This window comes from Bradyrhizobium betae, assembly GCF_008932115.1.
GTDB lineage: Bacteria > Pseudomonadota > Alphaproteobacteria > Rhizobiales > Xanthobacteraceae > Bradyrhizobium > Bradyrhizobium betae.
Genome location: NZ_CP044543.1, coordinates 1,409,703 through 1,435,445, shown reverse-complemented (window position 1 = coordinate 1,435,445; position 25,743 = coordinate 1,409,703). Strand labels below are relative to the sequence as shown.

Sequence of the window (25,743 nt, the reverse complement as noted above, 5' to 3'; positions counted from 1 at the left end):
GATGAACATCTCCGTCCGTGCCGAAGCCGATCTCACGGCGGTCGTGCATAGCGATCTCGCCAACGCCGTTCGCTTCCTCGCGGTCGACGCTATCGAGACCTCTCAGTCCGGCCATCCCGGCCTTCCCATGGGCATGGCCGACGTCGCGACCGTGCTGTTCTCGCGCTTCCTGAAATTCGACTCCGCGCACCCGAACTGGCCGGACCGCGACCGCTTCGTGCTGTCGGCGGGGCACGGCTCGATGCTGCTTTATGCACTGCTCTATCTCACTGGCGGCGATGTCAGCCTCGATGACCTCAAGGCGTTTCGGCAATGGGGCTCGAAGACGCCGGGCCATCCCGAATACGGCCACACGCCGGGCGTGGAGACCACGACGGGACCTCTGGGGCAGGGGATCGCGACGGCCGTGGGCATGGCGCTCGCCGAGCGCATGGCCAATGCGCGGCATGGCGATGGGCTCGTCGATCACTTCACTTATGTCATCGCCGGCGACGGCTGCCTGATGGAAGGTATCAGCCAGGAGGCGATCTCGCTCGCCGGCCATCTCGGGCTAGGGCGGCTGATCGTGCTGTTCGACGACAACGGCATCTCCATCGACGGTCCGACCTCGCTCGCGACCTCGGATGATCAGCTCATGCGCTTCGCCGCCTCAGGCTGGTCGGTGCGCCGCGTCGACGGACACGATCCCGAAGCCGTCGCGCAAGCGATCGCCGAAGAGCGTGAGAGCGCAAAACCGTCGCTGATCGCCTGTCGCACGATCATCGGCTATGGCGCACCGGACCGGCAAGGCACCGAGAAGGCGCATGGCGCGCCGCTCGGCACCGAGCAGATGGCGGCAGCGCGCCGGACGCTTGGCTGGGACTATCAGCCGTTCGTGGTGCCTGTCACGATCATGAAGGCGTGGCGGATGATCGGGCAGCGCGGGCAGGTCGAGCGTCTGGCCTGGCTCGATCGCTACGAATGCGCGACGCCAGCGCAGCGCGACCTGTTCATCGAGGGCAAGGCCGTTGCCCTGCCGAACGCCTATGCCCAGGCCTCGGCGAAATTGCGCGAGCGCTTTGCCACCGAGCGCCCGAAGCTCGCGACGCGGCAGGCCTCGCAACAAGTGCTCGACAATATCGCCTCGACAATTCCCGGCCTTGCCGGCGGCTCCGCGGACCTGACCCATTCGAATCTGACACACGCCAAGGCACAGGTCCCCGTCACGCGCGGCGCGTTCGCGGGTGACTACATCCACTATGGTATCCGCGAGCACGGCATGGCAGCCGCGATGAACGGTCTCGCGCTGCACGGCGGCTTCATTCCCTATGGCGGCACCTTCCTTGCCTTCTCCGATTACAGCCGGCCGGCGGTCCGCCTTGCGGCCTTGATGCGGTTGCGCGTCATCCATGTGATGACACACGATTCCATCGGTCTCGGTGAGGACGGTCCGACGCACCAGCCGGTCGAACATCTCGCCGCGCTGCGCGTCATTCCTAATCTGCTGGTGTTCCGCCCCGCCGACGCGGTCGAGACGCTGGAGGCCTGGGACTGCGCACTCGAGTCCGAGCATCGTCCCTCCGTGCTGTGCCTGTCGCGGCAGGCGCTGCCGACCTTCCGCAGCGACGCCCGCGGCCGGAACCGCGTTGCGCGGGGCGCCTATCTCGTGGTCTCGCCGGACGGCGGCCGTGACGTGACGCTGATCGCAACAGGTTCGGAAGTATCGATCGCGCTGGAAGCCGCCCGCCTGCTTGCGACCGAACACGTCCGTGCGGCCGTCGTGTCCGCGCCCTGCTTCGCATTGTTCGACGAGCAACCGGAGGACTACCGCGCGGCTGTTCTCGGCACCGCGCCGCGCGTCGGCATCGAGGCGGCCGTCGTCGGCGATTGGCATCGCTGGATCGGCTCTGACGGCGAGTTCGTCGGCATGCGCGGCTTCGGCGCGTCGGCGCCTGCGCCTGTGCTCTACCGCGAATTCGGCATCACTTCGCAAGGCATTGCGGAAGCCGCCCGGCGGGCGATCGCCCGCGCCCGCAAGCAATAACAGGAGGATTTATCGTGGCCCGTATCACCCTTCGCCAATTGCTCGATCACGCCGCCAGTCACGGCTATGCCGTGCCGGCGTTCAATATCAACAACATGGAGCAGGGCATCGCGATCATGCAGGCGGCGGCCGAGGTCGATGCGCCCGTCATCATCCAGGCCTCGCGCGGCGCGCGCAGCTATGCCGGCGACATCATGCTCTCGCACATGATCGACGCGCTGGAGCGGACCTATCCCGACATCCCGCTCTGCATGCACCAGGATCACGGCAATGACGAGGCGACCTGTGCCAGCGCCATCGCCCACGGTTTCACCTCGGTGATGATGGACGGTTCGCTCAAGGCCGATGCCAAGACCGCCGCCGACTACGACTACAACGTCGCGATCACCCGCCGCGTCGTCGATCTCGCCCATTGGGTCGGCGCATCCGTCGAAGGCGAACTCGGCGTGCTCGGCTCGCTCGAGCATGGCGGCGGCGAGCAGGAGGACGGCCACGGCGTCGAGGGCAAGGTCAGCCACGACCAGTTGCTGACCGATCCCGACCAGGCCGTGGACTTCGTCCGCGCCACCAAGGTCGACGCGCTCGCGATCGCAATGGGCACCTCGCATGGGGCCTACAAGTTCAGCCGCAAGCCGGATGGTGACATCCTGGCGATGCGAGTGGTCGAGGAGATCCACCGCCGGCTGCCCAACACGCATCTCGTGATGCACGGCTCCTCCTCCGTGCCCCAGCCGCTTCAAGACATGTTCAATCAGTTCGGTGGCGAGATGCCGCAGACCTGGGGCGTGCCGGTCGAGGAGATCGTCCGCGGCATCAAAAGCGGCGTGCGCAAGGTCAATATCGACACCGACTGCCGCCTCGCAATGACCGCTGTGTTCCGCAAGGTCGCCGGGCAGTCGCCCTCCGAATTTGATCCGCGCAAGTTCCTCAAGCCGGCGATGGACGCGATGCGCACCCTCTGCCGCGAACGGTTCGAGCAGTTCGGCACAGCCGGCCACGCCAGCAAGATCAAGGTCGTGCCGATGAGCGAGATGGCGCGGCGTTACCGCGCCGGCGAACTCGATCCGCGCATTGACACCCGCGAGCACGTCGCAGCCTGAGCAGAGTCAAAAGAGAGAGAAACGAGGGAGAGAGCCATGAACGCACATACAGGAACCGTCCGCGGCAAGGAGCGCTATCGCTCGGGCACCATGGAATACGCGCGCATGGGCTATTGGGAGCCCGACTATGTGCCGAAGGACACCGACGTCATCGCGCTGTTCCGCGTCACGCCGCAGGAGGGCGTCGACCCGATCGAAGCCTCCGCCGCGGTCGCCGGCGAATCATCGACGGCAACCTGGACGGTGGTCTGGACCGACCGGCTGACGGCCGCGGAGAAATATCGCGCGAAGTGCTATCGCGTCGATCCTGTCCCGGGTACGCCGGGCTCGTACTTCGCCTACATCGCCTACGATCTCGACCTGTTCGAGCCGGGCTCGATCGCCAACCTCTCGGCTTCGATCATCGGCAATGTGTTCGGCTTCAAGCCGCTGAAGGCGTTGCGGCTCGAGGACATGCGCTTTCCGGTCGCCTATGTGAAGACGTTCCAGGGACCGGCGACCGGCATTGTGGTCGAGCGCGAGCGGCTGGACAAGTTCGGCCGGCCGCTGCTGGGCGCGACGGTCAAGCCGAAGCTCGGGCTGTCGGGCCGCAATTACGGCCGCGTGGTGTACGAGGCGCTCAAGGGCGGGCTCGACTTCACCAAGGACGACGAGAACATCAACTCGCAGCCGTTCATGCATTGGCGCGACCGCTTCCTCTACTGCATGGAGGCGGTGAACCGCGCACAGGCGGCATCCGGCGAAGTGAAAGGCACGTACTTGAACGTCACCGCCGGGACGATGGAGGACATGTACGAGCGCGCGGAGTTCGCCAAGGAGCTCGGGTCGGTCATCGTCATGATCGACCTCGTGATCGGCTACACCGCCATCCAGTCGATGGCGAAATGGGCTCGGCGCAACGACATGATCCTGCATCTGCATCGCGCCGGTCACTCGACCTATACGCGGCAGAAGAGCCATGGCGTGTCGTTCCGCGTCATCGCCAAATGGATGCGCCTGGCGGGCGTCGACCACATTCACGCCGGCACGGTGGTCGGCAAGCTCGAAGGCGATCCCAACACCACGCGCGGCTACTACGACGTCTGCCGCGAGGACTTCAATCCGACCATGCTCGAGCACGGCCTGTTCTTCGACCAGTCCTGGGCGAGCCTGAACAAGATGATGCCGGTGGCGTCAGGCGGCATTCATGCAGGCCAGATGCATCAATTGCTCAACTTGCTCGGCGAAGACGTCGTGCTTCAATTCGGTGGCGGCACCATCGGTCATCCCATGGGCATTGCGGCCGGTGCGATCGCCAACCGCGTGGCATTGGAGGCGATGATTCTCGCCCGTAACGAGGGGCGTGACTACGTCCACGAAGGGCCGGAAATCCTGGCCAGGGCGGCCGAGACCTGCACGCCGCTGAAGGCCGCGCTCGAGGTCTGGAAGGACGTCAGCTTCAACTACCAGTCCACCGACACGCCGGACTTCGTGCCCACCGCGCTGGAAACCGTTTGAGGAGACTGAACATGAAACTGACCCAGGGTTGCTTCTCGTTCCTGCCTGACCTCACCGACGACCAGATCACCAAGCAGGTGCAGTACTGCCTGGCCAACGGCTGGGCGGTGAACATCGAGTTCACCGACGATCCGCATCCCCGCAACACCTATTGGGAGATGTGGGGCCTGCCGATGTTCGATCTGCAGGATGCCGCCGGCGTGATGATGGAACTCGCCGAATGCCGCCGGGTGTATGGCGATCGTTACATCCGCATCAGCGGGTTCGATTCCAGCCATGGTTGGGAGTCGGTGCGGATTTCGTTTCTGGTCAACCGGCCACCGCATGAGGCGGAATTCGAGCTGGTGCGGCACGAGGTCGGTGGCCGCGCCATCCGCTACAGCACCGTTCGAAAGAACGCCGCGTACGCGTCGCAATAGCCATTCGTCTCCGCGCGGAGCCTTGCTGCTCCAGATCCTTGGCGGACAACTGCTTCGCCGCCGCCCCGCGGCGAAGCCATTTTATTCGAGGCGCCGATGCTTGATGTGCCCACCACCGAAACCGCGTTCGATCTCCGCAAGGAGGCCGAAGCCGCCGGGATCACCGACACGCTGCAACAACTCGAGCAGGAGCTGATCGGCCTGCGGCCGGTCAAGGACCGCGTGCGCCAGATCGCATCGCTGCTGCTGATCGAGCGCATCCGTCAGCGTGCCGGCCTGGCATCGTCGCCGCCGACGCTGCACATGTCGTTCACCGGCAATCCCGGCACCGGCAAGACCACGGTGGCGCTGCGCATGGCGAAGATCCTGCACGGGCTGGGCTTCGTCCGGCGCGGGCAGGTGATCTCGGTGACGCGCGACGATCTCGTCGGGCAATATATCGGCCACACCGCGCCGAAGACCAAGGAGATCCTGAAGAAGGCGATGGGCGGCGTGCTCTTCATCGACGAGGCCTACTACCTGCACCGCCCCGACAACGAGCGCGACTACGGCCAGGAGGCGATCGAGATCCTGCTCCAGGTGATGGAGAACCAGCGCGAGGATCTCGTCGTCATCCTCGCCGGCTACGGCGAGCGGATGACGAGCTTCTTTGCGTCCAATCCAGGCTTCCGCTCGCGGATCGCCCACCACATCGACTTTCCGGACTATGCGGAGGCCGAGTTGCTGGTCATCGCCGAGCTGATGCTCAGGGAGCGTGGCTATCGCTTCTCGGCGTCTGCGCGCGAAGCATTCGAGAAATACATCGCGCTGCGCCGAACCCAGCCGTTCTTCTCCAACGCGCGCTCGATTCGTAATGCGGTCGACCGCATCCGCCTGCGGCAAGCCGATCGCCTTGTCTCCGATCTCGATCGCACGCTGGACATCGCGGACCTCGAAACCATCGATCCCGCTGACGTGCTGGCGAGCCGTGTTTTCAGCGGCGGAGCCGATGCGCGGAGTGCCAAGCCATGACCAAGGAGATCATCATTGCCCCGTCGATCCTGGCCGCTGATTTCGCGCGCCTCGGCGAGGAAGTCGCGGCGATCGACGCGGCCGGCGCCGACTGGATCCATTGTGACGTCATGGATGGCCATTTCGTGCCGAACATCAGTTACGGTGCCGAAATCATCAAGGCGATCCGGCCGGTGACGTCGAAGATATTTGACGTGCATCTGATGATAGCGCCTGTTGATCCCTATCTGGAGGGCTTCGCGAAAGCGGGTGCTGACGTCATCACGGTCCATGCCGAGGCCGGTCCGCATCTCGACCGCTCGCTCCAGGCGATCCGCGCGCTGGGCAAGAAGGCTGGCGTCAGCCTGTGTCCGGTAACTCCCGAGGGCGCGATCGAGTACGTGCTCGATCGTCTCGATCTCGTGCTCGTCATGACCGTCAATCCCGGCTTTGGCGGCCAATCCTTCCTCGACTCCCAGCTCGAGAAGATCAGGCGGGTTCGACGCATGATCGGCGACCGGCCGATCCGGCTCGAGGTCGATGGCGGCATCACGCGAGACAATGCCGCTGCTGTCGCCGCCGCAGGCGCCGATACGCTCGTGGCAGGTTCCGCCGTGTTTCGCGGCAAGAGCAGCGCCGACTATGCCGGCAACATCGCGGCCATTCGGGTCGCGGCGGAGGCCGCTCGGGTTCCCATCCTGCGCGATAGTCCCGCGCGGCCGATGCAGCTCCGAGAGGGCGCGCTTATCCGGTAGACTACGGATGGGACGCGTGACGACGACGTCCCGGTGCTGGTTGTACCAAGGCGTGCCACTTTTCTCCGGGGTTCTACGGAGGATGCCGCGCAAGTCGATCAACTCCTTCAGGCCGGGGTAACCAACGCGCCTGACACGAAAATTCGATTAACGCCCGCGCAATGCTACGCATCGCAATCTGCGGTTTAGGAACGCAAGAGAGCGCGGGGATGCGGATCGAAGAGAATTGCAGGCATGAGGTCTGCACGCGGCGGGGAGCGACGGCATGAGCATGCATCGCTTGTTCGCCGAGCAGCTTCGCTGCGCCACCGATGCGGACGGTCAGGTCCAGCTCGTCAAGCTTGGAGAGCTCGTCAGCGCCGCCTATGAGGCGAGCGACCGCGATCGCCAGCGGATGACCGAGGCGCGCGCGAAGACGCACGGGCAGGTGGAAGAAGACCTGCTGCGGACGCGCGAGTTCCTCGACACCATCGTGGACAACATCCCGATCGCCGTATTCGCAAAGTGCGCGAAGGATTCGCGCTACATCCTGCTCAACCGCGCCGGCGAGGATTACTACGGCCTGCCGCGCGAGCAGATGCTGGGCAGGACGCCCGAGGAAGTCTTTCCGGCGGATGTCGCCCGCATTGTCAACGAACAGGACCGTCGGGTCGTTGCCAGCGGCATGCCGATGTTCCTCGAGGAGCATCTGCTCGAAGTCGGCGTCAAGGGGCACGACCGCGTCATCAACTCACGCAAGATGCTGATCACGGACGCCGCGGGCGAGCCGCAATATCTGGTCGGTGTGATCGAGGACGTCACCGAGCGCATCACCACCCAGGAACGCATCAGCCACCTCGCACATCACGATGCGCTGACCGACCTGCCCAACCGAAGCGCATTCAATGCGGCCCTGAGCGAGCTGCTGGAACGCGCCCAGGAGGCATCGACCAGCTTTGCGGTACTCAGCCTCGATCTCGATCGCTTCAAGGAAGTGAACGATGTGTTCGGCCATCCCGTCGGCGACATGTTGATGCGGGCTGCGGCCGGGCGCCTTGCCGCGGAAGCCGACGGCGGCTTCGTCGCCCGTATCGGCGGCGACGAGTTCATGATCCTGATGCCGGACGATGTCTGCCGCGAAGAGGTGCTGGCGCTCGGCGAACGCCTGGTCGAGGCGATCGGTAACGAGCTCGAGGTCGACGATTATCTCTCTCATGTCGGCTTGAGCGTCGGTATCGCGATCTTTCCGGATGACGGCGTGGACGCGGCAACGCTGCTCGCAAATGCCGATTCGGCGCTCTATCGCGCCAAGCGCGAGGGCCGGGGCCGGGTCTGCTTCTTCGAATCCGAGATGGACCGCGAACTGCGCGACCGCAGGCTGCTATTGCACGATCTGCGGCAGGCGGTGGAGCAGAGCCAGCTGCTCGTCTACTTCCAGCCGCAGGCGCAGATTGACGGCGAGATCATCGGTTTCGAGGCGCTGGTGCGCTGGAACCACCCGACCCGCGGCTTCGTGCCGCCGGACCAGTTCATTCCGCTCGCCGAGGAGAACGGGCTGATCATCCAGATCGGTGAATGGGTCTTGCGCGAGGCGTGCCGCGAAGCGGCGTCCTGGCCGCGGCCGTTGCAGGTTGCGGTCAATTTGTCACCGGTCCAGTTCCAGGCCGGCGACCTCGAACGTTCGATCCACCAGATCCTGCTGGAGACGGGGCTGGCGCCCACGCGGCTCGAGGTCGAGATCACCGAGGGCGTTCTGATCGGCGATTTCACCCGCGCGCTCAACCTGCTGCGGCGGCTGAAGGCGCTCGGCATCCGCATCGCGATGGACGATTTCGGCACCGGTTATTCTTCGCTGTCCTATCTCCAGTCGTTCCCGTTCGACAAGATCAAGATCGACCGCAGCTTCATCTCCGATCTCGACGCGACGCCGCAATCAGCCGAGATCGTCCGCGCGGTCTTGAGCCTTGCGCACGCCTTGAAGATTCCGGTGGTCGCGGAAGGGGTGGAGACCGAAGCGCAGCGGGTGTTCCTCGCGCGCGAGGCCTGCGAGGAGATGCAGGGCTATCTCATTGGCCGGCCGGAACCGATCGAACGGTATCTCGATCTGATCGGGGTGACCGTGGAACGTCGCCTCTCCGCCTAGAGCTGGCAGGCGAGCTGTGCACACAGCAAATGTTTTGCACAACCGCCATCCGCCTGACGTAAATCAGGACCATAAGCCCTGTGAATGCGAGGGAGGCTCTCATGGAGAACGTACGTCGCTACCGGGCGCTGGCATCCCTCTGCCGTCAGCAGGCGGCCTACCGGCCGCTCCAGAACTGGCAACTCCTTGGCCAGGCCGAACATTTCGAACATCTCGCCGAGACCGCGCTGAAGGCGCATTTCGACGCGTGCAATGTTCAGCGTCAAGACGACGCCGCCGCAGCCGCGGTTTGGGAGACGCCCGTCGCAGCTTGAAGCCCTTGTAGCGACCTCGCTAATGCGACATCAGCGTGGGGACCGTCATGGCCTCGAGCATGGCGCGGGTGACGCCGCCGAGCAGGCGTTCCTGCAATCGCGAATGGCCATAGCCGCCCATCACGAGGAGATCGAGGTTCTCGTCGGCCGCCAGTGACAGGATGGTCGGCTGAATGTCAGCGCGCGCGGCCGACAAGCTGGCCGTGCGGGTCGACAAGCCGCGTCGGCCGAGATGCTCTGCCAGATTACGCGCCGAGACGTCGTCGGGAACCGCGTCGGCCTCGTTGATGGTGATGATCACGATCTCCTCGGCGCGAGCCAGGAACGGTGCGGCATCGCGCATCGCGCGGGCGGCGAGGCGGCTGCCGTCCCAGCAGATGCCGATCCGTTTCGGCTTGAATGCCCCACGGAAATTGTACGGCAGGAACAGCACCGGGCCGCCCGCCTGGAACAGGATTTCGCTGGGCACGTCGTTATCGAATGAGCCTTGCGCCGGCTCGGGCTGCAGCACGATGCTGAGATCGTGCAGCCGCGCCATCTCGCCGAGCAAGGCGGCTGCATCCGCCGGGATCGCGCCGAGCGGATGGCATGCAAAGGAAAGGCCGGCGTTCGCGGCTTCGCTCTTGAACACCGTCAGCGCCGCTTCGGCCCGCTCCACCGCGCGCTCACGTTCCATCTCGAACACCGCCGCCACTGCGGCGCCGCCTTCCATCACATAAGCCGCGCTGGTTGCGACATAGCCGACGGCGACGGCGTCAACGTGGGCATTGAGCTGCGCAGCCAGCGAAATCGATCCGTCGATCACGGGGCGCATGGGGCGTTCGGTCGGGACGTGAACGAGAATGTCTTTGTACATGGCGCGGCTCCGATGGACTTCATCCGATCACAGTCTTTCACTTCGCGCGGGGCCTGTGTTGAGCTGCATCAAATGTGCAACTGCGACTTCTGGCCGTGCCGGTGGTCGCAGCAACTTTGCCAAGATTTAACCGGGTGGACGGGACCCCGTAAGGTGACGATGTCCATGTTGGGTCCAAGGCGACTTACCCAGCATGGACATTTCGACATGAAAGACCGCGTCAATTCCGACACCACCTCGTCCCGCACGATCCTGAAGCCGCGCCGGCTTGCGCTGCTCGGCACCGTGGCCGCGCTTGGCGTGGCCGTGCTCGCCAGTTCTCCCGGCTCTTCGCCGCTCGGGATGGCCTCCTTCATCGCGCCGGCCCAGGCCGCCGAGGCTGCCGCGACGCCGCCGGGCTTCGGCGATCTCGTCGGCAAGGTCAAACCCGCCGTCATCTCCGTGCGGGTCAAGATCGACCAGGACAACGACAAGAGTGCGATGCTGCAACAGAATCGGATGGAACCCGACGAGGATTCGCCGCTCGACCAGTTCTCCCGGCAGTTCGGCTTCCGTGGCCCGGGCGGCATGAATGGCATGCCGCGTCAGCGCCACCAGACGATCACCGGTGAAGGCTCCGGTTTCTTCATCTCCGCCGACGGCTATGCCGTGACCAACAACCACGTCGTCGATCACGCTACGTCGGTGCAGGTGACGATGGACGACGGCACGGTCTACACCGCGAAGGTGGTCGGCACCGATCCCAAGACCGATCTTGCGCTGATCAAGGTCGATGGCAAGAAGGACTTTCCGTTCGTCAAATTCTCCGACCAGAAGCCGCGGATCGGCGACTGGGTGGTCGCGGTCGGCAACCCCTTCGGTCTCGGCGGCACCGTGACCGCCGGCATCGTCTCGGCCAGCGGCCGCGATATCGGCAACGGCCCCTATGACGATTTCATCCAGATCGACGCGCCGATCAACAAGGGCAATTCCGGCGGTCCGGCCTTCGACATGAGCGGCAACGTGATCGGCGTGAACACCGCGATCTTCTCGCCCTCGGGCGGTTCGGTCGGGATCGGCTTCGACATTCCGGCCTCGACGGCGAAGCTCGTCGTCGCACAGTTGAAGGACAAGGGCGCGGTGACGCGCGGCTGGCTCGGCGTGCAGGTGCAGCCGGTGACCGCCGAGATCGCCGACAGCCTCGGCCTCAAGGACGCGCGCGGCGCGATCGTCGACAACCCGCAGGACGGCAGCCCGGCGGCCAAGGCCGGCATCGAGGCGGGTGACGTCATCACCGCCGTCAACGGTACTGCGGTCAAGGACTCCCGTGATCTCGCCCGAACCATCGCCACGCTGGCGCCGGGGAGCTCGGTGAAGCTCGATGTCTTCCACAAGGGGGACAGCAAGACCGTGACGTTGGCGCTTGGCGAGTTGCCGAACGAGCAGCAGGCAAAGTCCGATGAGGGCAAGGCGCAGCCGAACGTCGGCTCGCCGCGCCTCGGGCTCAGCCTGGCTCCGGCCGGCGACGTCCAGGGCGCGGGCCAGAAGGGCGTCGTCGTCACCGAGGTCGACCCGCAGGGGCCGGCCGCGCAACGCGGCATCCAGACCGGCGACGTCATCCTCAATGTCGGCGGCAAGCCCGTCGCCAATGTCGGCGAGGTCCGCGCCGAGCTGGCGCAGGCCAAATCGTCCGGCAAGAACAGCGTGCTGTTGCAGGTGAAGAGTGCGGAGGCGACCCGGTTCGTCGCGGTGCCGCTCGCGTAAGCCGAGCTCGTCCAGCGTAAATCCAAGAAGGCGGCCCTCGGGCCGCCTTTTCGCGTGCGCATCCGAGATACCCACAGGCTGCCGATAACATTCGCGTTAACGGCAGCAATCATGACCGGTTCGTCCGAAAAAGCCTCGTTCGATCGTCACAGTTCGGATGCGTGTTGGGCTTTGGCGCCAATGACGACGCCAAGGCGAATTGCAGGAGTGGAACTCCGAACGTCGGGCCGTCCTGTGGAGCCTGACGTTTGCATTTGATCGGTGCCGACATGGATCGATTGAAGCTCTCGCTGAGGTGTGCGCTGCTGGCAGCGCCGATCGTGATGACGACCGGAAGTGCGCTCGGGCGCGACGATGGCCGCTACGCCAATTCAGCTCTCAAACCCTGGTTCGACAGCCTTCGCAGCCATCTCGGCCCGTGCTGCTCGGATGCAGACGGATTTGCGGTATCCGATCCCGATTGGGAATCGCATGACGGACACTACCGCGTGCGGCTCGACGGGCAGTGGGTCGACGTGCCTGACGAGGCTGTCATCACCGAGCCGAACCGTGCCGGCCGCACCATGGTGTGGCCGGTCAAAACCGCGTTCGGGATATCCATCCGCTGTTTCATGCCGGGCAGCATGATCTGACGCTGCGTCACCGTTTGCTGGATTTGCGCTTCGAGCTCTTCGTCGTCTTCTTGGTTGTCTTCCCAGCTGTTTTCTTGGTCGTCTTTCGCTTCGACGCCTTCTTCGGGACTTTCTTGCCCTTCGCGCGCGCTTCCGACAGGCCGATTGCGATCGCCTGCTTGCGGCTCTTCACGCGTCCACCACGGCCGCCAGGGCCGCTTTTCGCGACGCCCTTCTTGTAACGACGCATCTCCCGCTCGACATCATCGCCGGCGCTGCGGGAATAACGGCGCTTCGTTGCCTTGCGTGCCATCGACTCTCTCCCTTGGCCAAGGGAAAGAACCGTAGCGCTGACGCAACGTTCCAGGCGCGCGCCTCAGAACGAGTTCGCCAGCTCGATCTCCGCCTCGAGCACCTGGATGCGGTGTGCGGCCTCGGCGGAGGACAGATCCCGATTGTATTGCGCGGGCTGATAGGCCTCCTCGCTCAGCCGCTTCAACCTCAGGCCCTGTGCCCGCGTCATCTGCCCCGCGAGGAAAGCCCTGGCGTCATATTTACCCTGAACCTGCATCTGACCTCTCCGTTCTGGAATCGTGGCTTGACTATATGTTCTTATTTTGTTCTAACAAGCCATGGACAACAGAATTAATGAAATGCGGCGTAAAATCAGTGCCTTGAGGCTGGCGATGGCCGATGTCGAGGCGTCTGTGCGCGAGCTCGTCGAGCGCGATCGCGACTGCACGGAAAAGGCCCTGGCGCAGATGGATCTGCGCCGGAAAATCAACCTGCTGATCGGCGAATGGAAGGCTGCCGGCGGCGGCGATGTCCTGCCTGACGTCCGCGACCGGGTGCGCCTTCGTCCCGTCAAGACAGCCAGCAATCCCCTGCGTGCGATCGCGCGCCGCTGAAGGCTTTGGGAGCGCGCGTTGCGTGTTGATCGCGGGTTCCATTCTCATGAAAGATTTGTCATTCGCCGCTTCATCCGACGTTCATGCCGGTCTTGCGAGGATGAACCGCATCAACACGGGAACTCCGATATGGGTAAGGTCGTCTTTCTCTATCGCTCGCTGGCCTATCGCAACGCGGCCGCGGACATGCTGCGCAAGGCACGCAAGCTGCCGCGCGGCGCCGAGCGGAGCGCAGCCCGACGCTACGCGCGGGCGCTGCGCGATCTCTCGCAAACGGAAGCATGGCTGGAAGGACGTCTCGCCGACGAGTCTCGGCCGATGACGCGTATGAGGGTCGTCGCGTCGCGCTAACCTGAAGCCCGCTGAAGAGCTTCGGAGGGAGCCGCGTCGAACTTTCCCGGGGTGGTCGGCGAAACGCCCTTCCGCGTCAGCGGCACCTCGAGACGGCACAACAGGCCTTCGGGCCGCCAGTTGAATTCCGCCTGTCCGCCGAGCTGGGACTCGACACTGGCAAGAAGGCTCCGCGTACCGAAGCCGCGGGACTTCGGTGTGCCCACCAGCGGACCGCCGGTCTCGTCCCAAGTCAGCGTGAGATGGTCGTCCTCGACCTGCCAGCCGATCGCGAGCCGTCCCGACCGCGTCGACAGCGCGCCATACTTCGCCGAGTTGGTGAAGAGCTCATGCAGCGCCAGCGCCAGCGTCTGCGCGGTCGCCGGCAGCAACTGAACCTCGGGACCCGCCAGCTTGATCTGGCCGCCGAGCGAATAGGGTGCAAGTTCCTCATCGATCAGCTTGGAGAGCTCGGCGCCTTGCCAGCTCGACAGTGACAGGATCGTGTGGACGCGCGCCAGCGCATTGATGCGTCCCTCGACGGCGTTGACATAAGCCTTGACCTCGTCGGCACGGGTGAGGCGCACGATCGATTGCGCCAGCGCCAGCGCATTCTTGGCGCGATGGTCGACCTCGCGGGCCAGCAGATTCTGTCTCTCTTCCGCGCGCTTTCGTTCGGTGATGTCCACGGTTACGCCGCTCACCCGCACGACGCGGCCGCTCGGGTCCAGCGTGGCAGCCGCGGTGCCGACGCACCAGCGCACCTCGCCGTCGGGACGGCTGACGCGAAACTCTCCTTCATAGGCGTGCGTCCCCGTATTGAACGCGGCAATAGCCTGACTGAACTGGTCGGCATCATCAGGGTGCAGCAACGCCTGGATGTTCGCCGAGGTGACGTTGAAGCTCTCGGGCGTCACGCCAAAAATGCGATACTGGCCGTCGTCCCACATCCAGTCGCCGTTGACCCAGTCCCAGTCCCAGGACCCCATCTTGCCGGCGGCAATCGCCATGCTGCGCCGCTCTTCGCTTTCGCGCAGCCTTGCGGTGGAGTTCTCCAGCTCCGCCGTGCGGGCGCGCACGCGGTCCTCGAGATCCTGGTTCAACCGTTCAAGCTCGCGGGTCTTGCGATAAAGCTCGGCGAACACCTTGACCTTGGCGCGCAGCACCTCCGGCACGACCGGGACCGGAACGTAGTCGACCGCGCCCATTTCGTAGCCGCGCAACCGGTCGATGTCGCTGACCTGGATCGCCGAGATGAAGATCATCGCGGTCTTCTGGAAGCGCGGATGCTCGCGAATCATCGCGGCGAGCTCGAAGCCGTCGAGCTCGGGCATGCAGACGTCGACCAGAATCACCGCGATCTCGGTCTTGAGCAGCACCTCCAGCGCCTCGCGGCCCGACGAGGCGGTCACGAGGTTCTCGCCGAGCTCCTTCAGGATCACCTCATAGGCGAGCAGCTTGGCCGGCTGGTCGTCGACGAGGAGGATGTTGACCTTTTCGTGGTCCATTCGCAGGTCCAAACTCAACGGTGCAGCCACATGCGGATCGCAAGCAGCAATTGGTCGGTGTTGACGGGTTTGGCGAGGTAGTCGGACGCGCCGGCCTCCAGGCATTTCTCGCGGTCGCCCTTCATCGCCTTGGCGGTCAGTGCGATGATCGGCAGGCGGGCGAAGGCCGGGTTTTCGCGAATGACGCCGATGGTCTGGTAGCCATCCATCTGCGGCATCATGATGTCCATCAGCACGATGGCGATCTCCGGGTTGGATTCGACCAGCGTCACCGCCTCACGGCCCGTCGTCGCCGTCAGCACCTTCATGCCGCGGCGTTCCAGCACGCTCGACAGCGCGAATATGTTCCGGGCGTCGTCGTCGACGAGCAGGGCGGTCTTGCCGATCAGGTCCTCGTCGGAACTGTTCAGCTTCTCCAGCATGCGCTGTTTCTCGACCGGCAGTTCCGTGATCACGCGATGCAGGAACAGCGCGGTCTCGTCGAGCAGACGCTCCGGCGACTCCACGCCCTTCACCACGATGCTGCGCGCCATGGTGTGAAGCTCGGCATCCTCTTCCGCCGAGAGTTCCCGGCCGGTGAAGACCACAACCGGAATGTTCGATAGCGTCTCATCGTTGCGGATCTGGTCGAGCACATCAAAGCCGCTCATGTCGGGCAGCCGCAGGTCGAGCACCACGCAGTCGCAGGGCTCCTCGCGCAGCGTCGATAGCGCGCCGGCGCCGGTATCGCTCGTCACGATCTCGATGTCGTCGTGATGCAGCAACTCGCGGATCGACATCTGCTCGGCCTCGTTGTCCTCGACGATCAAGAGCCGCTTGCGCCGCGGCCGCGCATATTCCTTGATCTGCGTCAGCGCGGCGGAGACCCCTTCGGTCGTGGTCGGCTTGTTGACGAAGGAGAAGGCGCCGCGCGCCAGGGCGTGCTGGCGGTCCTCGTCGAGCGTGATGATCTGCACGGGGATGTGGCGGGTCAGCGGATTGTGCTTGAGCTGGCTCAGCACCGTCCAGCCCAGCATGTCCGGCAGGAACACGTCGAGCGAGACAGCCCGCGGCTGGTACTGCTTGGCAAGCTCCAGCGCCTCCGCGCCCTGCGCGGCGACCAGAACCTTGAATCCCTTGTCGCGCGCGAGGTCGACCAGAATACGCGCATAGTGCGGATCGTCCTCGACGATGAGCAGGATGCTGTCGCCGGGTTCCAGGTTGAGCCTGTCGTCGGCAATCTGCTCGATGACGCGTTGCTGCTCGGGCGTGGCGGGCTGCAATGCCGGTGGTTGATTGTGCTGCTGCGGCGCAGGCGGACGCGGCGCCAGTGTTGGGCCCGAATATTTCAGGGGCAGATACAGCGTGAAGGACGAGCCCTTGCCGGGCGCGCTGCGCAGATGGATTTCACCGCCGAGCAGGCCTGCGAGCTCGCGGCTGATGGCAAGGCCGAGGCCGGTGCCGCCGTATTTGCGGCTGGTGCCGGCGTCGGCCTGCTGGAACGCCTCGAAGATCAGCTTCTGCTTCTCCAGGGGAATGCCGATGCCGGTGTCGGACACTTCGAACGCGATCACGGCCGGAGCCGAGTTCAGCACCGGATGATCCGTGCCCCAGCCGCCGACAGCGGCGGCGACCTTCAGGCGCACCTCGCCTTCGGCGGTGAACTTGAAGGCGTTGGAGAGCAGGTTCTTCAGGACCTGCTGCAGGCGCTTGGAGTCGGTGACGATGCTGCGCGCGAGGTTCGGATCGACGTCGATCTTGAACGACAGATTGCGGTTCTCCGCCTCGTGCCGGAACGGCCGCCCGACGGTCTCGAGCAGGTTCGCCGTCAGGATTTCCTCGGCATCGACAGTCACCGTACCGGACTCGATCTTGGAGAGATCGAGAATGTCGCTGATCAGGTTGAGCAAGTCGGTGCCGGCGCCGTGGATGGTGCGGGCGAATTCGACCTGCTTGCCCGTGAGGTTGCCGTCCGGGTTGTCGGTGAGCTGCTGACCCAGGATCAGGATCGAGTTCAGCGGCGTGCGCAGCTCGTGGCTCATATTGGCGAGGAATTCGGACTTGTACTTCGAGGTCAGTGCGAGCTCGGTTGCCTTTTCCTCCAGCGCGCGGCGGGCCTGCTCGATTTCCTGGTTCTTGCGCTCGACCTCGACGTTACGCTCGGCGAGCTGTTGCGCTTTCTGCTCGAGCTGGTCGTTGGTCTGCTGCAATTCGCGCTGCTGGGTCTGGAGCTCACCGGCGAGCTGCTGCGACTGCTTGAGCAGACCTTCGGTCTGCATCGTCGCCTCGATCGAGTTGAGCACGATGCCGATGGAATCGGTGAGCTGCTCCAGGAAGGTCATCTGCGAGGTCGTGAAGGAGGTGAGCGAGGCAAGCTCGATCACGGCCTTGACCTGGCCTTCGAACAGCACCGGCAGCACGACGAGGTTCTTCGGTGCGACGCGGAACAGCGCCGAATTGATCGGCACCACGTCGGCCGGAATGTCGGCGATGACGCGGGGCCGCCTGTCGAGCGCGCACTGGCCGATCAGGCCGTCGCCGAATGGCAGCACGCGCTGGTACGGGTAGATGCCGTCGCCGGCATAGGAGGCGAGCAGCACGAGCTGCGGATTGTCCTCGTTCTCGACCTGGTAGATCACGCCGGTATGAGCGTTCACCAGCGGCGATAATTCGGTGAGCAGCAGCCGGCCGACGGTGGCGAGGTCGCGCTGGCCCTGAAGCATGTTGGTGAACTTGGCGAGGTTGGTCTTCAACCAGTCCTGCTCGGTGTTCACGTCCGTCGTCAGACGGAGGTTCGTGATCATCGTGTTGATGTTGTCTTTCAGCTCGGCGACCTCGCCGCGGGCATCGACCTGGATCGATCGTGTCAAATCGCCCTTGGTCACGGCGGTTGCCACTTCCGCGATCGCGCGCACCTGCGAGGTGAGGTTGGCCGCCAACAGGTTGACGTTGCCGGTGAGGTCCTTCCAGGTGCCTGCCGCACCCGGCACGTCGGCCTGGCCGCCGAGCCGTCCCTCGACGCCGACCTCGCGCGCCACCGAGGTCACCTGGTCGGCGAAGGTCGCAAGGGTCTCGGTCATGTTGTTGATGGTGTCGGCGAGTGCCGCGACCTCGCCCTTCGATTTCACGGTGAGGTTCTGCTTGAGATCGCCGTTGGCGACCGCGGTCACCACCTTGACGATGCCGCGGACCTGCTCGGTCAGGTTCGCCGCCATGAAGTTGACGGTGTCGGTGAGGTCCTTCCAGGTGCCGGCGACGCCGGGCACCTGTGCCTGGCCGCCGAGCTCGCCTTCGGTGCCGACCTCACGCGCCACGCGGGTGACTTCGCCGGCGAAGGCGTTGAGCTGGTCCACCATGGTGTTGATGGTGTTTTTCAGCTCGAGGATTTCGCCCTTCACGTCCACGGTGATCTTGCGGGACAAATCGCCGCGCGCGACGGCCGTGGTGACCTCGGCGATGTTGCGGACCTGCGTGGTGAGGTTCGCGGCCAGCAGGTTGACGTTGTCGGTGAGGTCCTTCCAGGTGCCGCCGACGCCGGGCACGACGGCCTGACCGCCGAGACGTCCTTCAGTGCCGACCTCGCGCGCCACGCGCGTCACTTCGGCGGCGAAGGAGCGGAGCTGCTCCACCATGGTGTTCAGGGTGTCCTTCAGCAGCAGGATCTCGCCGCGCACGTCCACCGTGATCTTCTTCGAGAGGTCGCCGCCGGCGATCGCGGTGGCGACCTCGGCGATGTTGCGGACCTGGGCCGTCAGGTTGGAGGCCATGAAGTTGACGTTGTCGGTGAGGTCCTTCCAGGTGCCGGCGACGCCGGACACCTCGGCCTGGCCGCCCAGCTTGCCTTCGGTGCCGACCTCGCGCGCCACGCGCGTCACTTCGCCGGCGAAGGCGTTGAGCTGGTCCACCATGGTGTTGATGGTGTTCTTCAGCTCGAGGATTTCGCCCTTCACGTCCACGGTGATCTTGCGGGACAAGTCGCCGCGCGCGACGGCGGTGGTCACTTCGGCGATGTTGCGGACCTGGGCGGTGAGGTTGCCCGCCATCGAGTTCACGGAGTCGGTCAGGTCCTTCCAGGTGCCGGCGACGCCGGGCACGTTGGCCTGGCCGCCCAGCCGTCCTTCGGTGCCGACCTCGCGCGCGACGCGCGTCACCTCCCCCGCGAAGCGGTTGAGCTGGTCGACCATCGTATTCAACGTGTCCTTGAGCTGAAGGATTTCGCCGCGCACGTCGACGGTGATCTTGCGCGACAGGTCGCCGCCGGCGATCGCGGTCGCGACCTCGGCGATGTTGCGGACCTGGGCGGTGAGGTTGCCGGCCATCGAGTTGACGGAGTCCGTCAAATCCTTCCAGGTGCCGGCGACGCCGGGCACGTCGGCCTGGCCGCCGAGCTTGCCGTCGGTGCCGACCTCGCGCGCGACGCGCGTGACTTCGCCGGCAAAGGCGTTGAGCTGGTCGACCATGGTGTTGAGCGTTTCCTTCAGCTGAAGGATTTCGCCCGACACGTTCACGGTGATCTTCTTGGACAGGTCGCCCTTGGCGACCGCGGTCGCGACTTCTGCGATGTTGCGGACCTGGCCGGTCAGGTTCGAGGCCATCGAGTTGACGGAGTCCGTCAGATCCTTCCACGTGCCGCCGACGCCGCGCACGACGGCCTGACCGCCCAGCTTGCCTTCGGTGCCAACCTCGCGCGCGACGCGCGTGACTTCGCCGGCGAAGGCGTTGAGCTGGTCCACCATGGTGTTGATGGTGTCCTTCAGCTCCAGAATCTCGCCGCGCGTGTCCACTGTGATCTTCTTGGAGAGGTCGCCGCCGGCGACGGCGGTCGTCACCTCGGCGATGTTGCGGACCTGCGCGGTCAGGTTCGACGCCATCGAGTTGACGCTTTCCGTGAGGTCCTTCCAGGTGCCGGCGACGCCGAGCACGTTGGCCTGACCACCGAGCCGGCCCTCCGTGCCGACTTCGCGCGCAACGCGCGTGACTTCGCCGGCGAACGCATTGAGCTGGTCCACGCAGGTGTTGAGCGTTTCCTTCAACTGAAGGATTTCACCCGAGACGTTCACAGTGATCTTCTTGGAGAGGTCGCCGCCGGCGATCGCGGTGGCGACGTCTGCAATGTTGCGGACCTGCGCGGTCAGGTTCGACGCCATGAAGTTGACGTTGTCGGTGAGGTCCTTCCAGGTGCCGGCCACGCCCGGCACCTGGGCCTGGCCGCCGAGCTTGCCTTCGGTGCCGACCTCGCGCGCGACGCGTGTCACTTCCGAGGCGAACGAGTTGAGCTGGTCCACCATGGTGTTGATGGTGTCCTTCAGCTCCAGGATTTCGCCGCGCACGTCGACCGTGATTTTGCGCGACAGGTCGCCGCGCGCCACGGCGGTCGTCACGTTGGCGATGTTGCGCACCTGGGCGGTGAGGTTGCCGCACATCGCGTTGACGGAGTCGGTGAGGTCCTTCCAGGTGCCGGCGACGCCGGGCACGATCGCCTGGCCGCCGAGCTTGCCGTCGGTGCCGACCTCGCGCGCCACGCGCGTCACTTCGGAGGCAAAGGAGCGCAGCTGATCCACCATCGTGTTGATGGCTTCCTTGAGCTGGAGGATCTCGCCGCGGACGTCCACCGTGATTTTCTTCGACAAGTCGCCGTTCGCCACCGCGATCGTCACCTCGGCGATGTTGCGAACCTGGTTGGTCAGATTGTTCGCCATCGAGTTGACGCTCTCGGTGAGGTCCTTCCAGACGCCCGTCACTTCCGGCACCTGGGCCTGGCCGCCGAGCTTGCCCTCGGTGCCCACCTCGCGCGCCACGCGCGTCACCTCGGAGGTGAACACGCCGAGCTGCTTGATCATGGTGTTGACGATGGTCGCCGACTGCAGGAATTCGCCGCGCAGCGGGCGGCCGTCGACGTCGAGCTTGACGGTCTGGAGCAGGTCGCCTTGCGCCACGGCGGCGACCGCACGCGTGACCTCGCGCGTCGGCCACAACAGATCGTCGATCAGCGTGTTGACCGAGCCTTCCATGTCGGCCCACGAGCCGCTCGCGAGGCCGAACTTGACGCGCTGGCGGGTCTTGCCCTCACGTCCGACGACCTGGCCGACCAGCTCGAGCTGTTGCGCCATGCGCTGGTTGGCGGCGATGATTTCGTTAAGCGTATCGGCGATCTTGCCGTCGATGCCGAGGTAGTCGCCGCTCATCCGCACCGAGAAATCGCCGCTGCGCATCGCCTGCAAGGCGAGCAGCAATTCCGGCCGGGAATCCGGCTCCGACATACCGTTGTTTTTTGGCTTTGGGACGCGACGACCGGAGCGTGATGCAGTTCCGGGATCGAGGTCGCTCATACTAATTCCCCCGCTGCGTCGGCCGAATCCCCGGCGCGACGCGATTGATCAAACTAGAGCGGCAGCCAAATTCGAAATCAAGCGCCAAGGCTGCGGCGCGAGAAATTGGAACCTGCTTAGCTCAGCCCGGCCAAAACAACCGAGGGAACAACGATTGGTTCCATCGAATTCCAGAAAAAATTCCGCCCCTTAGCAGGGTTCCCGGCTCAGCTAATTACTTGTCCGCCATCGTCCGCTCGGCGTCCCTCACCTGCGAGCGCAGCAAGGGGAGCTGCTCGCGGGCAAAATCGGCAAGCGCCGCATTGTCGGGCGCCTTCAGATAGCGCTCCAGCAGGCCGATCGCGGTCTCGTATTCAGGAATCTGCGCGGCGAAGAAGGTGCGAACGTACGCAGGTCCTTCCGAATCGTCGGGCTCAGCGAGGCTTGTGCCGGCCATGGTCTTGCCGACGTGTGGCTCGGCACCGATCGCCACTTGAATTTCCTTCAGGGCCTTGTCGCGCCTGACTGCCTCGTCGGCGCGCAGGGCGGCGAGGTTCTTCACCTCCGCATTGCCCTTCAGGTCGGCACTCTCCAGCAAAGCTTGCTGGAAGCGGCCGAACGTATAGAGGCCGACGATGACATCCGTTGCGGTCGGCGGGCGCTGGCCGTCTGTTCGCTCACCGGTGTTGTCGGCGAACGCCCCGGTGATGACGAATAGCAGGATGATTGCGACAAGAATCCTCATCGATATCCAATGATCGAAGGCGTGCGAGGTTCCCGTTACGTTACGATGCGGTAAGGGCGGTTGCGACGCCAGGGTTCCGTCCCCAACTGTTCATGATGAAACAGTCTGACATCTTCAGGGACAACGCCGACAACTGCCTTCAGCTCGCCGAGCGCGCCGAAGGCCAACCCACACACAAGCGCTACTCGCGGATGGCGGAGGCGTGGATGGCGCTTGCAAACGAGCAGGACTGGCTCGACGGCGAAATCCCTCCCGTCAAGGTTCGGGTCCTCCAAACGCAGGATGCCTGATCTCGTTCTCGTGACTCCGCGTGTGAGACCACTCACGGACTGCAAGCGACCAATCCAGGATCATCTGGGAATAGTCGATCGCTTTTTCCACAAGGAGGTTTTGCAATGGCTCCACGTCTTGCTCTTCTCTCACTCGTTCTCGCCTTCGGCGTCTCGGTCGCGTTCGCGACAGTGACAACGGTCCGCCAGGTGCATCAGGAAAATGCATCTGCCGCGACCCACGCCGTGCATAGCTAGCGAAGCTTCTCCCGCGTCCCGGAACATTCGAGGCGTCCGCGCGTGAGGCGACGCGCGATCCCAAGCTGAACGACGACAGCAAGACGCCGGGCTCCGGCATGACGCCGGATGATGCCGGCGCCGCGCCGAGCGGCTAGGGCATGATCCGGAAGATCATGCTCCAGAAATAGAGCCGGGAACGAATCCTCGCGCGAAGAGTCGACAGATTGCTTCCGGTTATCATGCCCCCGGTGAGCCGGAAGCAATCTCCAAGGACGGCCCTGGCACCCACCGTGCCGGGGTCGTTTGCTTGTGTGAGAGCGCACTCAATCCTCGGCATCACTCTCGGATTTTCCCGGCGCGTGTCCCTCCGGACCGCGGCCGAAGACACCAAATTCGCTGGATTTGACGCCCGTTGATGAGCCGATGTTGGTCTCGATGCCTGCGGATGCCAGTCCGAATTTGAGCAGCTCGCGAACCGCAGCGGCGCGCGTCGGCATGCGGTGCTTGAACCGGAAATCATCAACCGCAGCCAGCTCTTCCGGGGAAAGCATCACTTGAAGCCGCTCGGCGCGAAGGTCGTTCATGGTCGATCACGCATCGTGAGTAAGTTGAGCAATTTGCTAAACGCGCCAATTTGCTGCGAGTTCCCTAGGAGTCCGCAAAGGTGTCGATTGAGTAGGATAATCAAATAAAATCAATAAGTTATATCTTGAAATGCCTCTCGCTCAGGCGCATCTTTGGGAAAAGGGAGACAGCCCATGACAGACAAAGTCAGGTTACCCCGCCAGCTTTCTGAAGAGCCCGAACCGCCGCAGCCGGTGCGTCCGAGCCATCAGAAGGTGATCGAACAAGTCGAGCGCTGGGCCAACAGCCCGGGCCTGCAACCCCCGAGGATGGACGATGCGACGACGATCTGAGCCCCATACATTCGAGCAACGTCTGGAAGCCCAGAGGCTGCGACTCGAGCGCGAGCTCGCAAGTTTGCCAGTTGGCATTGAGCGCGATTGCGTTGCCGCGCGTATTGAGCGGCTTCACGCCGCGGCCGAGATGTTCGACTTTCTGTCGCCGCGTGAATCATCCGCATTCTCTCACTAGGTTCGCTTCTTTGCGTCGCACTTTGGCTCACGATGCGGTTTGGAACGATCATTTCCAAGTCCGGTTGATCCACGGATTGGCGAATGGAGAATCGAAATGATGAACCAGGGTGAGTTGGACCGGAGCGAAATGGGCCGCCTGATCGGCAGCGACAAGGTCGAGGGAACATCGGTCTACGGCGCGGATCGCAACAAGATCGGTTCGATCGAGCGCGTGATGATCGACAAGGTCAGTGGCAAGGTATCCTACGCCGTGCTCGGCTTCGGTGGCTTCCTGGGCCTCGGGAACGATCACTATCCCTTGCCCTGGCAGTCGCTGAAATACGACACCGAGCTTGGCGGTTACCTCACCGGCATTACCGCCACGGCGCTCGAAGGCGCGCCGAAATACGGCGAACGCAGCGACTGGAACTGGGGAGACGACGCCGCGGTTCGCGGCATCAACGCCTATTACGGTGTTCCCTTCGCATAGACGCTTTGCTCCGTGGGAAGTCCGATGACCTGCGGTGCATCAGCGGGCAGCCTCAGTTAGCCCGACGGCTTCCCTCCGCCCCGGCCCTGCATGCACATGCACCTGCCTGGCATGCAGCGGCTCGCCGCATTCCGAGCACACCATCACGGGATCGAACAGTTTGCCGCAGGTCTTGTGCTCGTGCAGCAGCGGGCGGCCGCGCTCGTCGCCCATGTGGGCGTCGCCCCAATGCACCATCGCCATGATGATCGGGTAGAGGTCGAGCCCCTTCTGCGTCAGGATGTATTCGTAGCGCTTGGGCGCCTCCGAATAGGGCGCGCGGCGCAGGATGCCAAAGCGGACCAGCTTCTTCAGCCGCTCCGAGAGCAGATGCCGGGTGATCTGGAGCGAGGACTGAAATTGCTCGAACCGGCGCACGCGCAAGAAGCATTCACGCAGGATCAGCAGCGTCCATCGATCGCCGATCACAGCGACGGTGCGGGAAAGCGAGCAGGGCTCTTCGTCCAGCGTGTCCCACTTCATGGTCCGGTCTCCGGCCCTATAGTAAGTCAGAAAAAGGAACTGACTTGAATGGTCAGCGATATTTCAGCCTGAATCTATCAGCTGATCTCCAAGTTTGACAGTTCTATTTTAGAACTATAGCCTCTGCCTCAATCAATTCTCTCTCCGGAGGAGGCAGCCTTGCCCAAGCGAAATTCGACAGCCGCCGTGATCGGGGCCGGCGATTTCATCGGCTCCGAGATCGCCAGGAAATTCGCCGCTGAAGGTTTTTCGGTCTTCGCCGGCCGCCGCAACGGCGACAAGCTGGCGCCGCTGGTGAAGGACATCGAGGCTGCCGGCGGCGAGATCCACGCCCGGTCGCTCGATGCGCGCAAGGAAGAAGAAGTCATCTCCTTCCTTAACGACGCCGACGCGCATGCACCGCTGGAGGTCTGCATCTTCAACGTCGGCGCCAACGTCAATTTTCCGATCCTCGACACCACCGAGCGCGTGTTCCGCAAGGTCTGGGAGATGGCCTGCTATTCCGGCTTCCTGGCGGGCCGCGAAGCTGCGCGGCTGATGCTGGCGCGCGGCGGCGGCAAGATCTTCTTCACCGGCGCGACCGCAAGCTTGCGCGGCGGCGGCGGTTTTGCGGCGTTTGCCAGCGCCAAGTTCGGGCTGCGCGCGGTAGCGCAGGCGATGGCCCGCGAGCTCGGGCCGAAGAACATTCACGTCGCCCATCTCATCATCGATTCCGGCGTCGACACCGAATGGGTGCGGCAGCGCCGTCTCGAGGCGCTCGGCCCGAATGCGCTCGACAATCCCGATCTGCTGATGCCGCCGTCGGCGGTGGCGGACTCCTATTGGCAGCTCTATCAGCAGCCCAAGAGCGCCTGGACTTTCGAGATGGAGATCCGCCCCTTCGGCGAGAAATGGTGACCGCGACACGGAAGTCCGGCTAGACTGATCTAAGCCCAAGC

The 25,743-nt window shown here is 64.3% G+C and carries 24 protein-coding genes; 16 read left to right on the top strand and 8 right to left on the bottom strand.

Annotation, left to right across the window (positions count from 1 at the left end):
- Window position 1 precedes the first annotated feature (1 nt).
- The 8 genes from tkt to F8237_RS06880 all read left to right on the top strand — a co-directional run bounded on the left by tkt (window position 2) and on the right by F8237_RS06880 (window position 9,220).
- Window positions 2–2,023, top strand: a complete 2,022-nt coding sequence (gene tkt / locus F8237_RS06915) for a transketolase (RefSeq protein WP_151643131.1) — start codon at window positions 2–4, stop codon at window positions 2,021–2,023.
- 14 nt (window positions 2,024–2,037) lie between these two features.
- A complete protein-coding gene (gene fba, locus F8237_RS06910) occupies window positions 2,038–3,123 on the top strand; it encodes a class II fructose-bisphosphate aldolase (protein WP_151643129.1) in 1,086 nt (361 codons plus the stop codon).
- A 36-nt stretch (window positions 3,124–3,159) separates the two neighbouring features.
- Window positions 3,160–4,620, top strand: a complete 1,461-nt coding sequence (locus tag F8237_RS06905) for a form I ribulose bisphosphate carboxylase large subunit (protein ID WP_015687864.1) — start codon at window positions 3,160–3,162, stop codon at window positions 4,618–4,620.
- Between the two features lie 11 nt (window positions 4,621–4,631).
- Window positions 4,632–5,039, top strand: coding sequence for a ribulose bisphosphate carboxylase small subunit (locus F8237_RS06900; RefSeq protein WP_151643127.1), 408 nt, complete (start codon window positions 4,632–4,634; stop codon window positions 5,037–5,039).
- A gap of 96 nt (window positions 5,040–5,135) precedes the next feature.
- Window positions 5,136–6,050, top strand: a complete 915-nt coding sequence (cbbX, locus tag F8237_RS06895; RefSeq protein WP_151643125.1) for a CbbX protein — start codon at window positions 5,136–5,138, stop codon at window positions 6,048–6,050.
- On the top strand, window positions 6,047–6,784 hold the full coding sequence (rpe, locus tag F8237_RS06890) for a ribulose-phosphate 3-epimerase (protein WP_151643123.1): 738 nt from the start codon (window positions 6,047–6,049) through the stop codon (window positions 6,782–6,784). The genes cbbX and rpe overlap by 4 nt, the downstream gene beginning before the upstream one ends.
- Before the next feature lie 265 nt (window positions 6,785–7,049).
- Window positions 7,050–8,906 (top strand): putative bifunctional diguanylate cyclase/phosphodiesterase, encoded by a 1,857-nt coding sequence (locus F8237_RS06885; RefSeq protein ID WP_151643121.1) that lies wholly within the window; start codon window positions 7,050–7,052, stop codon window positions 8,904–8,906.
- A 101-nt stretch (window positions 8,907–9,007) separates the two neighbouring features.
- The gene (locus F8237_RS06880; RefSeq protein ID WP_151643119.1) at window positions 9,008–9,220 is read left to right on the top strand and encodes a hypothetical protein; all 213 of its coding nucleotides are present in this window, start codon (window positions 9,008–9,010) and stop codon (window positions 9,218–9,220) included.
- Window positions 9,221–9,239: 19 nt separating this feature from the next.
- Here F8237_RS06880 and F8237_RS06875 read toward each other — a convergent pair whose 3' ends face one another.
- The gene (locus F8237_RS06875) at window positions 9,240–10,076 is read right to left on the bottom strand and encodes a universal stress protein (RefSeq protein ID WP_151643117.1); all 837 of its coding nucleotides are present in this window, start codon (window positions 10,074–10,076) and stop codon (window positions 9,240–9,242) included.
- A 207-nt stretch (window positions 10,077–10,283) separates the two neighbouring features.
- Between F8237_RS06875 and F8237_RS06870 the strand changes: the two genes are divergently transcribed.
- A complete protein-coding gene (locus tag F8237_RS06870) occupies window positions 10,284–11,819 on the top strand; it encodes a Do family serine endopeptidase (protein ID WP_162005908.1) in 1,536 nt (511 codons plus the stop codon).
- Between the two features lie 269 nt (window positions 11,820–12,088).
- On the top strand, window positions 12,089–12,451 hold the full coding sequence (locus F8237_RS06865; protein WP_151643112.1) for a hypothetical protein: 363 nt from the start codon (window positions 12,089–12,091) through the stop codon (window positions 12,449–12,451).
- 7 nt (window positions 12,452–12,458) lie between these two features.
- Here the strand turns inward: F8237_RS06865 and F8237_RS06860 are convergent, their stop codons facing one another.
- Together F8237_RS06860 and F8237_RS06855 are read right to left on the bottom strand one after the other, a co-directional pair.
- Window positions 12,459–12,743, bottom strand: a complete 285-nt coding sequence (locus F8237_RS06860; RefSeq protein WP_151643110.1) for a DUF6496 domain-containing protein — start codon at window positions 12,741–12,743, stop codon at window positions 12,459–12,461.
- Window positions 12,744–12,806: 63 nt separating this feature from the next.
- The gene (locus tag F8237_RS06855; RefSeq protein ID WP_151643108.1) at window positions 12,807–13,001 is read right to left on the bottom strand and encodes a DUF3072 domain-containing protein; all 195 of its coding nucleotides are present in this window, start codon (window positions 12,999–13,001) and stop codon (window positions 12,807–12,809) included.
- Between the two features lie 115 nt (window positions 13,002–13,116).
- Here F8237_RS06855 and F8237_RS36045 point away from each other — a divergent pair, with 115 nt between their 5' ends.
- Complete coding sequence (locus tag F8237_RS36045) at window positions 13,117–13,338, top strand: hypothetical protein (RefSeq protein ID WP_162005907.1); 222 nt, start codon at window positions 13,117–13,119, stop codon at window positions 13,336–13,338.
- A 129-nt stretch (window positions 13,339–13,467) separates the two neighbouring features.
- Window positions 13,468–13,689 carry a hypothetical protein gene (locus tag F8237_RS06845; RefSeq protein ID WP_151643106.1) on the top strand — a complete coding sequence of 74 codons (222 nt, stop codon included), beginning with the start codon at window positions 13,468–13,470 and terminating at the stop codon, window positions 13,687–13,689.
- Here F8237_RS06845 and F8237_RS06840 read toward each other — a convergent pair.
- The 3 genes from F8237_RS06840 to F8237_RS06830 all read right to left on the bottom strand — a co-directional run bounded on the left by F8237_RS06840 (window position 13,686) and on the right by F8237_RS06830 (window position 22,208).
- Window positions 13,686–15,176: a sensor histidine kinase gene (locus F8237_RS06840; protein WP_151643103.1), complete on the bottom strand. Its 1,491-nt coding sequence runs from the start codon at window positions 15,174–15,176 to the stop codon at window positions 13,686–13,688. The genes F8237_RS06845 and F8237_RS06840 overlap by 4 nt on opposite strands.
- Window positions 15,177–15,190: 14 nt before the next feature.
- A complete protein-coding gene (locus F8237_RS06835; RefSeq protein WP_151643101.1) occupies window positions 15,191–21,484 on the bottom strand; it encodes a HAMP domain-containing protein in 6,294 nt (2,097 codons plus the stop codon).
- A 214-nt stretch (window positions 21,485–21,698) separates the two neighbouring features.
- The gene (locus F8237_RS06830) at window positions 21,699–22,208 is read right to left on the bottom strand and encodes a DUF305 domain-containing protein (RefSeq protein WP_151643099.1); all 510 of its coding nucleotides are present in this window, start codon (window positions 22,206–22,208) and stop codon (window positions 21,699–21,701) included.
- A 95-nt stretch (window positions 22,209–22,303) separates the two neighbouring features.
- Here F8237_RS06830 and F8237_RS06825 point away from each other — a divergent pair, with 95 nt between their 5' ends.
- Window positions 22,304–22,498: a hypothetical protein gene (locus F8237_RS06825; RefSeq protein ID WP_151650475.1), complete on the top strand. Its 195-nt coding sequence runs from the start codon at window positions 22,304–22,306 to the stop codon at window positions 22,496–22,498.
- Window positions 22,499–23,040: 542 nt separating this feature from the next.
- Here F8237_RS06825 and F8237_RS06820 read toward each other — a convergent pair.
- Window positions 23,041–23,301 (bottom strand): hypothetical protein, encoded by a 261-nt coding sequence (locus F8237_RS06820; protein WP_162005906.1) that lies wholly within the window; start codon window positions 23,299–23,301, stop codon window positions 23,041–23,043.
- A gap of 174 nt (window positions 23,302–23,475) precedes the next feature.
- Between F8237_RS06820 and F8237_RS36240 the strand changes: the two genes are divergently transcribed.
- Both F8237_RS36240 and F8237_RS06810 read left to right on the top strand, forming a co-directional pair.
- The gene (locus tag F8237_RS36240; RefSeq protein WP_167527461.1) at window positions 23,476–23,634 is read left to right on the top strand and encodes a hypothetical protein; all 159 of its coding nucleotides are present in this window, start codon (window positions 23,476–23,478) and stop codon (window positions 23,632–23,634) included.
- A 274-nt stretch (window positions 23,635–23,908) separates the two neighbouring features.
- Entirely contained in the window at window positions 23,909–24,283 is a 375-nt protein-coding gene (locus tag F8237_RS06810) for a PRC-barrel domain-containing protein (protein ID WP_151643095.1), read from the top strand.
- 39 nt (window positions 24,284–24,322) lie between these two features.
- On the opposite strand, the gene F8237_RS06805 is transcribed toward F8237_RS06810, so the two are convergent.
- Window positions 24,323–24,805, bottom strand: coding sequence for a winged helix-turn-helix transcriptional regulator (locus tag F8237_RS06805; protein WP_162005905.1), 483 nt, complete (start codon window positions 24,803–24,805; stop codon window positions 24,323–24,325).
- Between the two features lie 159 nt (window positions 24,806–24,964).
- On the opposite strand from F8237_RS06805, the gene F8237_RS06800 reads away from it, so the two are divergent.
- Entirely contained in the window at window positions 24,965–25,702 is a 738-nt protein-coding gene (locus F8237_RS06800; RefSeq protein WP_151643091.1) for an SDR family oxidoreductase, read from the top strand.
- Window positions 25,703–25,743 lie beyond the last annotated feature (41 nt).

Coding starts and splice junctions, on each gene's coding strand:
- tkt (WP_151643131.1), top strand. CDS start 2: ATGAACATCTCCGTCCGTGCCGAAGCCGATCTCACGGCGGTCGTGCAT.
- F8237_RS06905 (WP_015687864.1), top strand. CDS start 3,160: ATGAACGCACATACAGGAACCGTCCGCGGCAAGGAGCGCTATCGCTCG.
- F8237_RS06900 (WP_151643127.1), top strand. CDS start 4,632: ATGAAACTGACCCAGGGTTGCTTCTCGTTCCTGCCTGACCTCACCGAC.
- cbbX (WP_151643125.1), top strand. CDS start 5,136: ATGCTTGATGTGCCCACCACCGAAACCGCGTTCGATCTCCGCAAGGAG.
- rpe (WP_151643123.1), top strand. CDS start 6,047: ATGACCAAGGAGATCATCATTGCCCCGTCGATCCTGGCCGCTGATTTC.
- F8237_RS06885 (WP_151643121.1), top strand. CDS start 7,050: ATGAGCATGCATCGCTTGTTCGCCGAGCAGCTTCGCTGCGCCACCGAT.
- F8237_RS06880 (WP_151643119.1), top strand. CDS start 9,008: ATGGAGAACGTACGTCGCTACCGGGCGCTGGCATCCCTCTGCCGTCAG.
- F8237_RS06875 (WP_151643117.1), bottom strand. CDS start 10,076: ATGTACAAAGACATTCTCGTTCACGTCCCGACCGAACGCCCCATGCGC.
- F8237_RS06870 (WP_162005908.1), top strand. CDS start 10,284: ATGAAAGACCGCGTCAATTCCGACACCACCTCGTCCCGCACGATCCTG.
- F8237_RS06865 (WP_151643112.1), top strand. CDS start 12,089: ATGGATCGATTGAAGCTCTCGCTGAGGTGTGCGCTGCTGGCAGCGCCG.
- F8237_RS06860 (WP_151643110.1), bottom strand. CDS start 12,743: ATGGCACGCAAGGCAACGAAGCGCCGTTATTCCCGCAGCGCCGGCGAT.
- F8237_RS06855 (WP_151643108.1), bottom strand. CDS start 13,001: ATGCAGGTTCAGGGTAAATATGACGCCAGGGCTTTCCTCGCGGGGCAG.
- F8237_RS36045 (WP_162005907.1), top strand. CDS start 13,117: ATGGCCGATGTCGAGGCGTCTGTGCGCGAGCTCGTCGAGCGCGATCGC.
- F8237_RS06845 (WP_151643106.1), top strand. CDS start 13,468: ATGGGTAAGGTCGTCTTTCTCTATCGCTCGCTGGCCTATCGCAACGCG.
- F8237_RS06840 (WP_151643103.1), bottom strand. CDS start 15,176: ATGGACCACGAAAAGGTCAACATCCTCCTCGTCGACGACCAGCCGGCC.
- F8237_RS06835 (WP_151643101.1), bottom strand. CDS start 21,484: ATGAGCGACCTCGATCCCGGAACTGCATCACGCTCCGGTCGTCGCGTC.
- F8237_RS06830 (WP_151643099.1), bottom strand. CDS start 22,208: ATGAGGATTCTTGTCGCAATCATCCTGCTATTCGTCATCACCGGGGCG.
- F8237_RS06825 (WP_151650475.1), top strand. CDS start 22,304: ATGAAACAGTCTGACATCTTCAGGGACAACGCCGACAACTGCCTTCAG.
- F8237_RS06820 (WP_162005906.1), bottom strand. CDS start 23,301: ATGAACGACCTTCGCGCCGAGCGGCTTCAAGTGATGCTTTCCCCGGAA.
- F8237_RS36240 (WP_167527461.1), top strand. CDS start 23,476: ATGACAGACAAAGTCAGGTTACCCCGCCAGCTTTCTGAAGAGCCCGAA.
- F8237_RS06810 (WP_151643095.1), top strand. CDS start 23,909: ATGATGAACCAGGGTGAGTTGGACCGGAGCGAAATGGGCCGCCTGATC.
- F8237_RS06805 (WP_162005905.1), bottom strand. CDS start 24,805: ATGAAGTGGGACACGCTGGACGAAGAGCCCTGCTCGCTTTCCCGCACC.